This is a genomic window from Pseudomonas sp. YNh (assembly GCF_037993085.1).
GTDB lineage: Bacteria > Pseudomonadota > Gammaproteobacteria > Pseudomonadales > Pseudomonadaceae > Aquipseudomonas > Aquipseudomonas putida.
Genome location: NZ_JBBMRJ010000007.1, coordinates 78,845 through 92,382, shown reverse-complemented (window position 1 = coordinate 92,382; position 13,538 = coordinate 78,845). Strand labels below are relative to the sequence as shown.

General features: G+C 60.8%; 12 protein-coding genes. 8 read left to right on the top strand and 4 right to left on the bottom strand.

Features of this window, described 5'->3' with window-relative positions:
• Positions 1 to 123: 123 nt before the first annotated feature.
• On the bottom strand, positions 124 to 1,068 hold the full coding sequence (locus tag WF331_RS09465; RefSeq protein ID WP_016497616.1) for a GlxA family transcriptional regulator: 945 nt from the start codon (positions 1,066 to 1,068) through the stop codon (positions 124 to 126).
• Positions 1,069 to 1,214: 146 nt separating this feature from the next.
• Here WF331_RS09465 and choX point away from each other — a divergent pair, with 146 nt between their 5' ends.
• The 4 genes from choX to WF331_RS09445 all read left to right on the top strand — a co-directional run bounded on the left by choX (position 1,215) and on the right by WF331_RS09445 (position 4,632).
• Positions 1,215 to 2,159 (top strand): choline ABC transporter substrate-binding protein, encoded by a 945-nt coding sequence (gene choX / locus WF331_RS09460; protein WP_284362005.1) that lies wholly within the window; start codon positions 1,215 to 1,217, stop codon positions 2,157 to 2,159.
• Between the two features lie 123 nt (positions 2,160 to 2,282).
• The gene (locus WF331_RS09455) at positions 2,283 to 3,167 is read left to right on the top strand and encodes a BKACE family enzyme (RefSeq protein WP_284362007.1); all 885 of its coding nucleotides are present in this window, start codon (positions 2,283 to 2,285) and stop codon (positions 3,165 to 3,167) included.
• 18 nt (positions 3,168 to 3,185) lie between these two features.
• Complete coding sequence (locus tag WF331_RS09450) at positions 3,186 to 4,151, top strand: L-carnitine dehydrogenase (protein WP_340622839.1); 966 nt, start codon at positions 3,186 to 3,188, stop codon at positions 4,149 to 4,151.
• A 10-nt stretch (positions 4,152 to 4,161) separates the two neighbouring features.
• A complete protein-coding gene (locus tag WF331_RS09445) occupies positions 4,162 to 4,632 on the top strand; it encodes a thioesterase family protein (protein WP_016497612.1) in 471 nt (156 codons plus the stop codon).
• A 99-nt stretch (positions 4,633 to 4,731) separates the two neighbouring features.
• On the opposite strand, the gene WF331_RS09440 is transcribed toward WF331_RS09445, so the two are convergent.
• The gene (locus WF331_RS09440; RefSeq protein ID WP_284362012.1) at positions 4,732 to 6,312 is read right to left on the bottom strand and encodes a zinc-dependent metalloprotease family protein; all 1,581 of its coding nucleotides are present in this window, start codon (positions 6,310 to 6,312) and stop codon (positions 4,732 to 4,734) included.
• 339 nt (positions 6,313 to 6,651) lie between these two features.
• On the opposite strand from WF331_RS09440, the gene WF331_RS09435 reads away from it, so the two are divergent.
• Positions 6,652 to 6,909 (top strand): hypothetical protein, encoded by a 258-nt coding sequence (locus tag WF331_RS09435; protein ID WP_016497608.1) that lies wholly within the window; start codon positions 6,652 to 6,654, stop codon positions 6,907 to 6,909.
• 119 nt (positions 6,910 to 7,028) lie between these two features.
• Here the strand turns inward: WF331_RS09435 and WF331_RS09430 are convergent, their stop codons facing one another.
• On the bottom strand, positions 7,029 to 8,135 hold the full coding sequence (locus WF331_RS09430; RefSeq protein ID WP_016497607.1) for a choline metabolism transcriptional regulator GbdR: 1,107 nt from the start codon (positions 8,133 to 8,135) through the stop codon (positions 7,029 to 7,031).
• Positions 8,136 to 8,627: 492 nt separating this feature from the next.
• Positions 8,628 to 10,004 carry an L-serine ammonia-lyase gene (locus tag WF331_RS09425; RefSeq protein ID WP_016497606.1) on the bottom strand — a complete coding sequence of 459 codons (1,377 nt, stop codon included), beginning with the start codon at positions 10,002 to 10,004 and terminating at the stop codon, positions 8,628 to 8,630.
• 453 nt (positions 10,005 to 10,457) lie between these two features.
• Between WF331_RS09425 and WF331_RS09420 the strand changes: the two genes are divergently transcribed.
• The 3 genes from WF331_RS09420 (at position 10,458) to choV (ending at position 13,510) form a co-directional block, all read left to right on the top strand.
• A complete protein-coding gene (locus WF331_RS09420) occupies positions 10,458 to 11,405 on the top strand; it encodes a choline ABC transporter substrate-binding protein (protein WP_016497605.1) in 948 nt (315 codons plus the stop codon).
• Between the two features lie 81 nt (positions 11,406 to 11,486).
• Positions 11,487 to 12,335: a choline ABC transporter permease subunit gene (gene choW, locus WF331_RS09415; protein ID WP_169725175.1), complete on the top strand. Its 849-nt coding sequence runs from the start codon at positions 11,487 to 11,489 to the stop codon at positions 12,333 to 12,335.
• On the top strand, positions 12,332 to 13,510 hold the full coding sequence (choV, locus tag WF331_RS09410) for a choline ABC transporter ATP-binding protein (RefSeq protein WP_012270095.1): 1,179 nt from the start codon (positions 12,332 to 12,334) through the stop codon (positions 13,508 to 13,510). Before choW ends, choV begins: the two co-directional genes overlap by 4 nt.
• Positions 13,511 to 13,538: the final 28 nt, after the last annotated feature.

Here is a 13,538-nt window from a genome sequence, read left to right as displayed (position 1 = left end):
CCTGTTTCCTGCGCAGGCCCTATCGCCGGCAAGCCAGCTCCCACAGGTACCCCACGGCATTCAAAGGCTGTGCAATACCTGTGGGAGCTGGCTTGCCGGTGATAGGGCCAGTGCAGGAGGAAATCAAACTGCCCTGGCCAACCTGTCCTCCCGCGGGCAACGCTGGTACCGCGCCCGGTAACAACGGGTAAAGTACGAAGCCGACTCGAACCCGCAAGCCACCCCCACCTCCAGCACACTCATGTCGGTCTGGCGCAACAACTGCCGCGCCTTGTCCAGCCGCAGTCGCAGATAGAAACCACTGGGCGTGTCGTCCAAGTGCACACGAAACAGCCGTTCCAGCTGGCGCCGGGTCACCTGCACCGCTTCAGCCAGCACCTGGGTATTGAGCGGCTGTTCGGTGTTGCGCTCCATTTCGCCAATCACCTTCACCAGCTTCTTGTTGCTGATGCCATAGCGGCTGGCGATCTGCATGCGCTGGTGGTCCTGTCGCTGGCGGATACGCCCGAGCACGAATTGCTCCGACACCTGCACCGCCAGTTCACTGCCGTGGGCCTGTGCAATCAGGTCGAGCATCAGGTCAATGGACGCCGTGCCGCCAGCGCAAGTGATGCGCCGCCGGTCGATCTCGAACAGCTCCTGGGTCGCCTGCAGGCTCGGGTAGTTTTCCTTGAACGCTTCCAGCGCCTCCCAGTGCACGGTGGCGCGGTGGCCGTCGAGCAGGCCGGCCTCGGCCAGTACCACTGCACCCGTGTCGATGCCGCCGAGTATCACCCCTTCATGATCCAGGCGGCGTAGCACCTGTTGCAGCGCCTGGCCATAACAGGCCAGGGGATCGAAACCGGCCACGATCAGCAGGATGCCGGCAGGCTCGCCCGCGGCCAGCGCCGCATCGGCGTTTACCGACATGCCGTTGCTGGCCTGCACCGCACCGCCATCCAGGCTCAATACCTGCCAACGGTAGGACGGCCCCTTGAACCGGTTGGCTACCCGCAGCGGCTCCAGGGCACTGATGAAGCCCATGGCCGAGAACCCGGGCAACAGCAGAAATTGAATGTTTTGCAGCATTGCATGCTCCACGGCAAAGGTGGTCGCCTCCGTGCAAGTGTTGGTCGCCAGGGTGCGATTTTTCACCCTGCGTGCAGCGTAGCGTGTTCACACGGCCCAGAGAGACCGAACCCCATAACAATATGCACTGCCGATGGAGAGCCACCATGCACAGCTTGATCCGCCGCAGCCTGTTGACCCTTGCCCTGAGCAGCATCGCCACTTCCCCGCTTTACGCCGCCGAACCTGCGGCCTGCAAGAATGTCCGCCTGGGCGTGGTCAACTGGACCGACGTCATCGCCACCAGCGCCATGGCGCAGGTGCTGCTCGACGGCCTGGGCTACCAGACCAAACAGACCAGCGCCTCGCAGCAGATCATCTTCGCCGGCATCCGCGACAAGCGCCTGGATATGTTCCTGGGTTACTGGAACCCGATCATGACCCAGACCATCACCCCGTTCATCGATGCCCAGCAGGTGAAGGTGCTGGAAAAGCCCAGCCTGGAAGATGCCCGGGCGACCCTGGCAGTGCCGAAGTACCTGTATGACAAAGGCCTGAAGACCTTCGCCGACATCCACAAGTTCGAGAAGGAGCTGGGCGGCAAGATCTACGGCATCGAGCCCGGTTCCGGCGCCAACACCCAGATCAAGGCGATGATCACCAAGAACCAGTTCGGCCTGGGCAAGTTCCAGCTGGTCGAGTCCAGCGAGGCCGGCATGCTTGCTGCCGTCGACCGCGCCGTGCGGCGCAAGGAGGCCGTGGTGTTCTTCGGCTGGGCGCCGCACCCGATGAACGTGAACATCGACATGGCCTACCTGGGCGAGAGCCAGGACGCCCTGGGCCCGGACGAAGGCCGCGCAACGGTGTGGACAGTGACTGCCCCGGACTACGCCGAACGCTGCCCCAACGCCCACCGCCTGCTGGCCAACCTGAACTTCAGCGCCGAGGACGAGAGCCGCATGATGCAGCCGCTGCTCGACCACAAGGATGCGCTGCAATCGGCCCGCCAGTGGCTCAAGGACCACCCCGATGACAAAGCCCGCTGGCTTGAGGGCGTGACCACCTTCGATGGCAAGCCGGCCGCGGACAACCTCAAGCTTACTGCCAACTGATCCGGCCCTTTCGCGGGCACGCCCGCTCCCACAGGTTCTGCCTACGCCCAGGGTTCACGCGAACCCTGTGGGAGCTGGCTTGCCGGCGATAGGGCCAGCACAGACAACACAAGGAACCCCGCCATGAACCACGACGTCATCATCACCTGCGCCCTCACCGGCGCCGGCGACACCGCCTCGAAAAGCCACCTGGTCCCGGTCACCCCCAAACAGATCGCCGAATCCGCCGTCGAGGCCGCCAAGGCCGGCGCCACCGTGGTCCACTGCCACGTCCGCGACCCGCAGACCGGCCGCTTCAGCCGCGATGTGGCGCTGTACCGCGAAGTCATGGAACGCATCCGTGAAGCTGACGTGGACATCATCGTCAATCTCACTGCCGGCATGGGCGGCGACCTGGAAATCGGCCCGGGTGAAACGCCGCTGGAGTTCGGCCCGGGCACCGACCTGATCGGCCCGCTGGAGCGCCTGGCCCATGTCGAAGCGCTGCTGCCGGAAATCTGCACCCTCGACTGCGGCACCCTCAACTTCGGCGACGGCAACTCGATCTACGTGTCCACCCCGGCCCAACTGCGCGCCGGCGCCAAACGCATCACCGAACTGGGCGTGAAAGCCGAACTGGAAATCTTCGACACCGGCCACCTGTGGTTCGCCAAGCAAATGATGAAGGAAGGCCTGCTCGTAGACCCGCTGTTCCAGCTGTGCCTGGGCATCCCGTGGGGCGCACCGGCCGACACCACCACCATGAAGGCGATGGTGGACAACCTGCCTGCCAACGTCACTTGGGCCGGCTTCGGCATCGGCCGCATGCAGATGCCCATGGCCGCCCAGGCCGTTTTGCTCGGCGGCAATGTGCGGGTGGGCCTGGAAGACAACTTGTATCTGGACCGTGGGGTGCTGGCCAGCAATGGCCAACTGGTGGAACGCGCAAGCGAGATCATCACCCGCATGGGTGGCCGCGTGCTCAGCCCGGCAGAAGGCCGGGAAAAAATGAACCTCAAGCGCCGCTGATCCATTCAGGAGACCGATATGCCCTTCATCACCGAAATAAAGACCTTTGCCGCCCTGGGTAGCGGCGTGATCGGCAGCGGCTGGGTCGCCCGCGCTCTCGCCCACGGCCTGGATGTGGTCGCCTGGGACCCGGCGCCCGGTGCCGAACAGGCGCTGCGCAAACGTATCGCCAACGCCTGGCCGGCGCTTGAAAAACAAGGCCTGGCCCAAAGTGCCTCCCAGGACCGGCTGAAGTTCGTCAGCACCATCGAAGAATGCGTGCGCGACGCCGACTTCATCCAGGAAAGCGCGCCAGAGCGCCTGGACCTCAAGCTCGACCTGCACGCGAAAATAAGCGCCGCCGCCAAGCCTGACGCGATCATCGGTTCAAGCACTTCGGGCCTGTTGCCCAGCGAATTCTACGAATCGTCGACTCACCCTGAACGCTGTGTTGTCGGCCACCCCTTCAACCCAGTGTACCTGCTGCCGCTGGTGGAGATCGTTGGCGGTAGCCGCACCTCACCCCAGGCCATTGAAGCTGCCAAAACCATCTACACCGCACTCGGCATGCGCCCGCTGCATGTGCGCAAGGAGGTGCCAGGCTTCATCGCCGACCGCCTGCTCGAAGCCCTCTGGCGCGAGGCCTTGCACCTGGTCAACGACGGCGTTGCCACCACGGGCGAAATCGACGACGCGATTCGCTTCGGCGCAGGCTTGCGCTGGTCGTTCATGGGCACGTTCCTTACCTACACCCTGGCCGGTGGCGATGCCGGCATGCGCCACTTCATGTCACAGTTCGGCCCCGCCCTGAAGCTGCCCTGGACCTACCTGCCAGCACCGGAACTGACCGACAAGCTGATCGACGATGTGGTGAACGGTACCTCTGAGCAACAGGGCGAGCGCAGTATCGCTGCACTGGAGCGCTACCGTGACGACACCCTGCTGGCGGTACTGGAAGCGGTGAAAACCAGCAAGGCCAGCCATGGCATGTCGTTTAGCGATTAAGGAGACCAAGATGCCCGCTCTGATCACTTACCGCACCACGGTCCAGGAGGACTGGGTCGATTACAACGGCCACCTGCGGGATGCCTTCTACCTGCTGATCTTCAGCTACGCGACCGATGCCCTGATGGAGCGCATTGGCCTGGACGCCGACAGCCGCGGGCAAAGTGGTAATTCACTGTTCACGCTGGAGGCGCATATCAATTATCTGCACGAGGTGAAGCTGGGCACCGAGGTGTGGGTGCAGACGCAGATCATCGGCTTTGATCGCAAGCGTCTTCACGTGTATCACAGCCTGCACCGGGCAGGGTTCGACGAGGCGCTGGCGGCGAGCGAGCAGATGTTACTGCACGTGGACCTAGCGGGGCCGAAGTCAGCGCCTTTTGGGCACACGACTGTTTGCCGATTGAATCACTTGGTAGAGCAACAGGAGGGGGCGCAGGCGCCGCAATATATGGGGCGTACGATAAAACTTCCTTCTTGAATAACCAGAGAACCGGCGCCAGGGTCTCCATATATACGAAGCACCTAGGCGCCTTCACTCGCAACAATCAGACAGAGTATAAGCGGATAATCAAAACGATCACTCGTATGACACCCTATAGACTGGCCCTATCAGTCTTCTTGTAAATTTGAACCCCTCTGGTTTACCACCGCCAGAATGAACGCTCGTGATAACAAAATCCCCAGAAAAGTTACTGCCCGTATAGCAGCTCCTTACTGTGTAAAAAATGTTGGAGAAGCATAATTTTCTGGGAGTCGAACCGCTGTAGAAATCTTTTACCTCTACCCGTACGGGATCGACATCATTATCCTTGCATTCCGTATACCAAGAGAGCAGCGCTTGTTCACCCGGTTTTAAATCAATGAAACAACCCCGGTTCGCCCCATACAGCCACAAACGAACGCGATGAGCAGGGTCCGGATAAAAATTGGCAACAGTGTCCCGATTTTCGTTGAAAGTCCGCGCCACATCATTTTTATCTACCGTACCTATAGAAACCCCTTGATACTGCAATCGCGGGTTTGAATGATAGGGAATGGCGCCATGCGACGTTCGCATCTGCGTATGAAAATTTGGCGCTGTATGCTTGTAGCCATAAGCGTAAGGGGGTAGGGACTCACCTGGATCCTCATCGTTATGAGAGGCCCCCATGTTATGTCCTAATTCGTGGCCTAACGCACCAAAGCAACTAAAGGACGAGAAAGCGGTCTCCTTGGACGCTGGCGTTTTCGCTATACCACAGTAAATACTAAATGTCGAAAGCATTGATACCAGATCGGCGCGCCATTTTTCACGTTCAATGTGGATTTTAGCCCCTAACGGTCTATCAGCTATCATATCGTTGAGCTGAGTCTGTGGAGACTTGCCTGTCTCATCGTAGTCAGAATCGTAAATTCCAGACAGCTCGTACACGGCATCCACTTTGCTATTGATCAAGTATTGGTTGGCGTTCTGTAAAGCTTGAACCAATTCGATCTTGTAACTCGGAAACATGGCCCTCGACTGCTGCGTTGTAACGAATAGCACCCTAATAGTGCTTTTTGGCGACTGAAACGTACTGAGTGACTTGGTTTTTGCCTGCGCTTGCACAGGAGCAGCTATCGGCGCTGCTTCTGGTGGTAGTTTTGATTCATCAACCTTGACCAAGACTTGCTGGCCTTTGCCAACCGCCGTTAACCGGTAGAGCTGCCCCTCCACTCGGATATCCCCAACGACCAGATTACCGTCGCTCACCAATGAAACCCAGTTGAGCGGATCCATTTCGATTTCCGCAGGTGAGGGGTAGAGTTGTCTACGGTTGGAGGGTATATCGCCAACCCACCCTACCATTCCCGAAGCAACATTATCGCTTCTTGACAACTTGAAACTCACCGTTCGGCCGTCAGTCAGAGGCATTGATAGCATCGCCGTATCTTTCGATACAAGCCCAGGCTTGACCTGCACTTCTTTAACTTCAGCGCCTTCTGCCACATTCAACAAAAGTTTCAAATACTGGTCAGTACCCGATTGCCTCTCAAGGGCGGCGCGGTTCTGGTCTGGCTTGATCTGAAACAGCGTATCCGCCGAACTGTCGAGATAGTTTGTAGGGTCCGAAGCTGTGCATCCTGCAAAAAGAAACACAGCACCAAGCAAGCAGAATTTCAATTGTTTCCGGTTCATGTCCATGCTCCAGCTATCGGAGCCTTACTTGACCACGGGCATCGACCCCCAACAACTGACATAAATAACAGTTGCAAAAAAATAACCCCGGAAAGCCGTGAGCTACCGGGGCCAAGAGCGAGCAACATCCACTGTGCGTGAGCGAGGGTGACCAAACCCTCGGGTACCGTGAATGGCTTCAGTGTGCGTGCTTGCCGGGCGGGGGATTTAGCCGTAAACGACCTGTTCTTAGCCAAAGCAGCCATGGCGACATTCTGTCCTTGCGAGGCTGTTGCGCACGTCACAGAATCGGTCCTGGATCACAGCAGCACTCTCTTCGCGATAAAAGGGACAACAGCCATGATGCATGCGGATTTGATTGACCAGGACGACCTCGCCGGCCACCTGCGCGCCCGCGGTTTCGATATTCCAGCCGGGGCCAGTGCCGAACAGGCGTGTGAAGCGGTGGTGCGTGGGCTGACCGAGCCCAATGCGCGGGCGCTGAAGGGGATGGTGGAGCAGATGTACACCGGTAGTGCGACGATCCTGCCTGCTGTACGCCAGGCCATCGACAAGCAGCTGCTGCCAGCGCTGGCGAGTTTCAACAAGCGGGCCTGATTCTTTTTCCTGTACTGGCCCTATCGCCTGCAAGCCAGCTCCCACAGTGACTACACACAGATCGAGGCCTGTGCAGTACCTGTGGGAGCGGGCGTGCCCGCGAAAAGCCCGGCGCGGTGTCAGAGCCTTACGCTGGCAAAGGTCGACTCGTTGCGCGCCTGGCTAAGCGCGGCCATCGGCCCACTGTGCGGCGACAGGGTCATGGCCTGCGGAATCGGCATCATCGCTACTTGCTGCGCGGTGTTGGAACCCACACGCTCGTCACGCGGCGGTATGCCGAAGTACTCGCGGTAGCACTTGGAGAAGTGCGGCGTGGACACAAAACCACACACCGACGCCACTTCGATGATCGACATCGGTGTCTGCTTGAGCAGCTGCCGCGCACGGATCAGGCGCAGTTTCAGGTAGTAGCGCGATGGCGAGCAGTGCAGGTACTTCTGGAACAGCCGCTCAAGCTGGCGTCGCGACACCGCCACGTACACCGCCAGTTCGTCCAGGTCGATCGGCTCTTCGAGGTTGGCCTCCATCAGCGCGACGATCTCCTGCAACTTCGGCTGGTTGGTACCGAGCATGTGCTTGAGCGGCACGCGCTGGTGGTCCTGCTCGTTGCGGATGCGCTCATAGACGAACATCTCGGAGATGGCCGCCGACAGCTCGCGGCCATGATCGCGGCTGATCAGGTGCAACATCATGTCCAGCGGCGCAGTGCCGCCGGAGCTGGTGAAGCGGTTACGGTCGAGGGTGAACAGCCGGGTGCTCATGTTCACCCGCGGGTAGGCCTCCTGCATGGCCGCCAGGCACTCCCAGTGCACACTGCAATCGAAACCGTCGAGCAGCCCGGCACAGGCCAGGGCCCAGCTGCCGGTGCACACCGCGCCAAGGCGGCGCGACTGACGGGCCTGGGCCTGCAGCCAGGTGACATGCTCACGGGTAACAGTGCGCTGGATGCCCACGCCGCCGCAGACGATCACGGTATCGATGGGCGGGGCGCTGTGCATGGCGGCATCGGGGGTGATCTGCAGGCCGTCGCTGGCCCAGACCTGGCCGCCGTCGACAGTCAGGGTGTGCCAGCGGTACAGCTCGCGGCCGGACAGCTGGTTGGCCATGCGCAGCGGCTCGACGGCCGATGCCAGGGAAATCAGGGTGAAATTGTCCAGTAGAAGAAACCCGATGGACTGGGGTGCTGTGCGGTTCTGGGTTGGGGTCCCGGAGGTGTACGACGTCATCGCGATTTCTCCTCACACAAATGCAGGGTGTGCCTCAGGCGGGCACTGATTTCTTGTTATGACCCCTCGGTCATTTTCCGGGGGTAGGTTGCCAATCTCAACGCAAACGCCGTGCCTGAAATTGAACGGCTATCCAAAAAAACCTGAAAACGACACCTGCATCAGGCAAATCAGGGGCTTCGGCCGAGTTGGCAGATAGTCGCAAAACAGGCGTGCTAGGCGCCGTGCGTGTAACGGCTGAGCAATTTGGTGACACGTGCAGCGTAAGTTGCCCAGAAACGACACTCTTGAGTGTCACCGACAATGCCGACACTGATCGCGACACCCGACGATCGGTAGGCGGCGGGCGCACCATAAGGAGGCATAGGTAGTTATGTTGCACCTGCATCAACCTTCAAAGGCCTCTTCGCGGGTGAACCCGCTCCCACACGTACTGCGCAATGCCTGTGGGAGCGGGTTCACCCGCGAAGAGGCCAGCAAACCTGGTAACGATCAGCACTCGATAGCGCTGACCGCCAGGCCACCGCGCGAGGTCTCTTTGTATTTGTCGTGCATGTCGGCCCCGGTATCGCGCATGGTGCGGATCACCTGGTCGAGGGAAATGAAGTGCTCGCCGTCACCGCGCAGCGCCATTTGCACCGCGTTGATGGCTTTTACCGCAGCAATCGCGTTGCGCTCGATGCACGGCACCTGCACCAACCCGCCGACCGGGTCGCAGGTCAGGCCGAGGTTGTGTTCCAAGGCAATTTCGGCCGCGTTCTCCACCTGTGGCGGGGTGGCACCCAACACTTCGGCAAGCCCTGCCGCCGCCATGGCGCAGGCTGAGCCGACTTCACCCTGGCAGCCCACTTCGGCACCGGAAATCGACGCGTTCTTCTTGCACAGGATGCCCACGGCAGCCGCAGCCAGGAAGTAATCGACAATGCTGGACTCATTCACCTCATCGCTGAAGCGCATGTAGTAGTGCAGCACCGCCGGGATGATGCCGGCCGCGCCATTGGTGGGTGCGGTAACCATGCGCCCACCGGCGGCGTTCTCTTCGTTGACGGCCAGGGCGAACAGGTTGACCCATTCCATGGCGCTCATGGTCGAGCCGATCACGTTGGGCTTGCCGATCTCCTGCAGGCTGCGGTGCAGCTTGGCAGCGCGGCGGCGCACGTTCAGCCCGCCGGGCAGCGTGCCTTCGTATTTAAGCCCGTTGTTGACGCATTCCTGCATGGCTTCCCAGAGCTTGTGCAGGCCGGCGCGGATCTCTTCTTCGCTGCGCCAGACCTTCTCGTTGGCCATCATCAATTGCGACACGCTGAGGTCGTTTTGCTTGCACAGCCGCAGCAGTTCGGCGGCGCTGTTGAAGTCGTACGGCAGCACCGTCTGGTCGGCATCCAGCACACCGCTGGCGGCCTGGGCGGCATCGACCACAAAGCCGCCACCCACCGAGTAGTAGGTGTCGCGGTGCAACTCGCCCTGCTCGCCTTCGGCAATCAGGGTCATGGCGTTGGGGTGATACGGCAGGTTCTCGTCCAGCAGCAGCATGTCGCGGGCCCAGACAAACTCTATCGGCAAGCGGCTATCAAGCTGCAGCGTGTTGGTTTCGCGCAGGTCGGCGATGCGCGGCACGATCTGGGTCGGGTCAATGGCGTCAGGCCATTCGCCCATCAGGCCCATGACCGTGGCGTTGTCGGTGCCGTGACCGATGCCGGTGGCCGACAGCGAGCCATACAGGCGCACTTCGATCCGTTTTACACGCTCCAGCTCGCCGCGTTCGCGAAGGCCCTGAACAAACAGGGCGCCAGCACGCATGGGGCCGACGGTGTGGGAGCTAGAAGGCCCGACACCGATCTTGAACAGGTCGAACACGCTGATGGCCATTGTCGAATCACCTCTTGCTGGGCTTGTCTCTGCGCGCCATGCGCAGGGCGGGGCAACTGCTAGGCTCAAACAGCGGGCCGCCTTGAATGCCAGCATCATCGGGCTTTTACCGCACCCCTCGCCGTCTGCAACCGACGTACTTTTGTCCAGCCGCGCCGCGCTGTTTTTGCTCAAGGAGCGGCCCTCACCGCGCCGCTTTCCGGCGGCCTGGTGACGCAAAAATGCGGCCGAGGGGGTGGATAAACCCATAAGCGACATCGCCCTTACTGGATACGACCCGTTCCGTACTGGATACGACCCTACCAGTAGGCGATTGCCCGGCGCTGGAGGATTATCGAAAGCGACTCGTAAAGCACGGCCACGCATCCTGCCCTCTGCAGGCCTGGTCGACCGGACCCTCAGAAAGCCCGGCGACCCACGCGAACCCGAAGACAATATCTCAGGAGTCCATCCATGAAAGGTTCACCCTCGCTGTTGCTGGTTGCGTTGCTGTCCACGCCCTTGCTGGCCCAGGCCGCCGAACCCGAGCAGTGTCAGACGGTACGTTTCTCCGACGTCGGCTGGACCGACATCACAGTCACGACCGCGACCACCAGCGTTGTGCTCGAAGCCCTGGGTTACAAAACCCACACCACCATGATCTCGGTACCCGTGACCTACAAGTCGCTGGCCACCGGCAAGGACCTGGACGTGTTTCTCGGCAACTGGATGCCGACCATGGAGAACGACATCAAGCAGTACCGCGACGCTGGCACCGTGGAAACGGTGCGCGCCAACCTGGAAAACGCCAAGTACACCTTGGCCGTGCCTCAGGCGCTGTACGACAAGGGCCTGAAAGATTTCGCCGACATTCCCAAGTTCAAGAAGGAACTGGACGGCAAGATCTACGGCATCGAGCCCGGCAACGATGGCAACCGCACCATCCAGAGCATGATCGACAAGAACGCCTTCGGCCTGAAGGACGCCGGTTTCAAGATTGTGCAATCGAGCGAGGCCGGCATGCTGTCGCAGGTCGACCGCGCGCAAAAACGCGGCGAGGCCCTGGTGTTCCTGGGCTGGGAACCGCACCCGATGAACACCCGCTTCAAGATGCAGTACCTGACCGGCGGGGACGATTTCTTCGGGCCCGATTTCGGCAAGGCGACCGTATTGACCAATACCCGCAAGGGCTACGCGCAGGAATGCAGCAACGTTGGCCAACTGCTCAAGAACCTGTCGTTCGAGCTCAAGGATGAAAGCACCATGATGGGCTATGTCCTGGACGACAAGATGAAACCCGAAGCAGCCGCCAAGAAGTGGCTTAAAGACAACCCCGGCAAGCTGGACACCTGGCTTGCCGGCGTTACCACTGTTGATGGCAAACCCGGCCTTGAGGCGGCCAAGGCCAAGCTGGCGCAATAACGCAGCACGCAATAGCGCTACCTCGGGGCAGGACCGTGCCTGCTCCGGGTTGATTTCAATCTATGCAGGTGGAAGCTCGCTATCATGCTTATCGATCAGAAAATACCCCTGGGCCAGTACATCGCGTCGTTCGTCGAGTGGCTGACCCAGAACGGCGCAAATTACTTCGACGCCATCGCGCAAGGCCTGGAATTCATGATCCATGGGGTCACCAGTGCCCTGACCTGGTTCAACCCGTTCGTCCTCATCGCCCTGTTCGCCGGACTGGCACACCTGATCCAGCGCAAGTGGGGGCTGACCGCGTTCGTTGCCCTGTCATTCCTGCTGATCTTCAACCTGGGTTACTGGCAGGAAACCATGGAAACCCTGGCGCAGGTGACCTTCGCCACGGTGGTGTGCGTGGTGATTGGCGTGCCGCTGGGCATCCTGGCTGCGCACAAACCAATGTTCTATACCGCCATGCGCCCGGTACTCGACCTGATGCAGACGGTGCCCACCTTCGTGTACCTGATCCCTACCCTGACCCTGTTCGGCCTGGGAGTGGTACCGGGGCTGATCTCTACCGTGGTCTTCGCCATTGCGGCGCCAATCCGCCTCACCTACCTGGGCATCTGCGACGTCCCGCAGGAGCTGATGGACGCTGGCAAGGCCTTTGGCTGCTCGCGTCGCCAATTGCTTACCCGTATCGAACTGCCGCACGCGATGCCCAGCATCGCCGCCGGCGTCACCCAGTGCATCATGCTGTCGCTGTCGATGGTGGTGATCGCCGCCCTGGTGGGCGCTGACGGCCTGGGCAAACCTGTGGTCAACGCACTGAACACCGCCGATATTTCCCTGGGCTTCGAAGCGGGCCTGGCGATCGTGCTGCTGGCAATCATGCTCGACCGTATCTGCAAGCAACCGGAACTGCCGGTAAGGGGTGAGGCATGAGCATCATTCGTTTCGAAGACGTCGACGTCATTTTCTCCAATAAGCCGCGCGAGGCGCTGTCGCTGCTGGACCAGGGCAAGACCCGCGAACAGATCCTCAAGCAGACTGGCCTGGTGGTCGGCGTCGAAAAGGCCAACCTTGATATCAACAAGGGTGAGATCTGCGTGCTGATGGGCTTGTCCGGCTCGGGCAAATCGAGCCTGCTGCGCTGCATCAACGGCCTGAACACCGTCAGCCGCGGCAAGCTGTTTGTCGAGCACGAAGGCAAGCACATCGACATTGCCCACTGCAGCCCGGCCGAGCTGAAAATGATGCGCACCAAGCGCATTGCCATGGTGTTCCAGAAGTTCGCCCTGATGCCTTGGCTGACGGTGCGCGAGAACATCAGCTTTGGCCTGGAAATGCAGGGCCGCCCTGAAAAGGAACGGCGCAAGCTGGTGGACGAGAAGCTCGAGCTGGTGGGCCTGACCCAGTGGCGCAACAAGAAGCCGGACGAGCTGTCTGGCGGCATGCAGCAGCGCGTGGGCCTGGCCCGGGCGCTGGCGATGGATGCCGACATCCTGCTGATGGACGAACCGTTCTCGGCACTGGACCCGCTGATCCGCCAAGGCCTGCAAGACGAGCTGCTGGGCCTGCAGGCCAAGCTGAGCAAGACCATCGTGTTCGTCAGCCACGACCTGGACGAGGCACTGAAGCTGGGTACCCGCATTGCGATCATGAAGGACGGGCGGATCATCCAGTACAGCAAGCCGGAGGAGATCGTGCTCAACCCGGCCGACGAGTATGTGCGTACCTTCGTCGCCCACACCAACCCGCTGAACGTGCTGTGCGGCCGCAGCCTGATGCGCAGCCTGGACAACTGCAAGCGGGTCAATGGCTCGGTGTGCCTGGACCCGGGTATCGATTCGTGGCTGGACCTGGGCGAAGGTGGCGCGCTCAAGCGTGCACGCCAGGGCCAGAACGGGCTGGACATGCAGAACTGGGCACCGGGGCAGGATGTGGAGCTGCTGGAGCGCAGGCCGACCGTGGTGCACGCCGACATCGGCATGCGCGAGGCGCTGCAGATTCGTTATCAGACCGGCAACAAGCTGGTGTTGCAGGATAACGACAGGGTGGTGGGGATTCTTGGGGATACCGAGCTTTATCACGCGTTGCTCGGCAAGAACCACGGTTGAGGCAATTGGGGCCGCGTTGCGGCCCCAA

What these genes read in the sequence shown, in the direction of transcription:
- WF331_RS09465 (WP_016497616.1), bottom strand. Translation starts at nt 1,068, where the DNA reads ATGCTGCAAAACATTCAATTTCTGCTGTTGCCCGGGTTCTCGGCCATG.
- choX (WP_284362005.1), top strand. Translation starts at nt 1,215, where the DNA reads ATGCACAGCTTGATCCGCCGCAGCCTGTTGACCCTTGCCCTGAGCAGC.
- WF331_RS09455 (WP_284362007.1), top strand. Translation starts at nt 2,283, where the DNA reads ATGAACCACGACGTCATCATCACCTGCGCCCTCACCGGCGCCGGCGAC.
- WF331_RS09450 (WP_340622839.1), top strand. Translation starts at nt 3,186, where the DNA reads ATGCCCTTCATCACCGAAATAAAGACCTTTGCCGCCCTGGGTAGCGGC.
- WF331_RS09445 (WP_016497612.1), top strand. Translation starts at nt 4,162, where the DNA reads ATGCCCGCTCTGATCACTTACCGCACCACGGTCCAGGAGGACTGGGTC.
- WF331_RS09440 (WP_284362012.1), bottom strand. Translation starts at nt 6,312, where the DNA reads ATGAACCGGAAACAATTGAAATTCTGCTTGCTTGGTGCTGTGTTTCTT.
- WF331_RS09435 (WP_016497608.1), top strand. Translation starts at nt 6,652, where the DNA reads ATGATGCATGCGGATTTGATTGACCAGGACGACCTCGCCGGCCACCTG.
- WF331_RS09430 (WP_016497607.1), bottom strand. Translation starts at nt 8,135, where the DNA reads ATGACGTCGTACACCTCCGGGACCCCAACCCAGAACCGCACAGCACCC.
- WF331_RS09425 (WP_016497606.1), bottom strand. Translation starts at nt 10,004, where the DNA reads ATGGCCATCAGCGTGTTCGACCTGTTCAAGATCGGTGTCGGGCCTTCT.
- WF331_RS09420 (WP_016497605.1), top strand. Translation starts at nt 10,458, where the DNA reads ATGAAAGGTTCACCCTCGCTGTTGCTGGTTGCGTTGCTGTCCACGCCC.
- choV (WP_012270095.1), top strand. Translation starts at nt 12,332, where the DNA reads ATGAGCATCATTCGTTTCGAAGACGTCGACGTCATTTTCTCCAATAAG.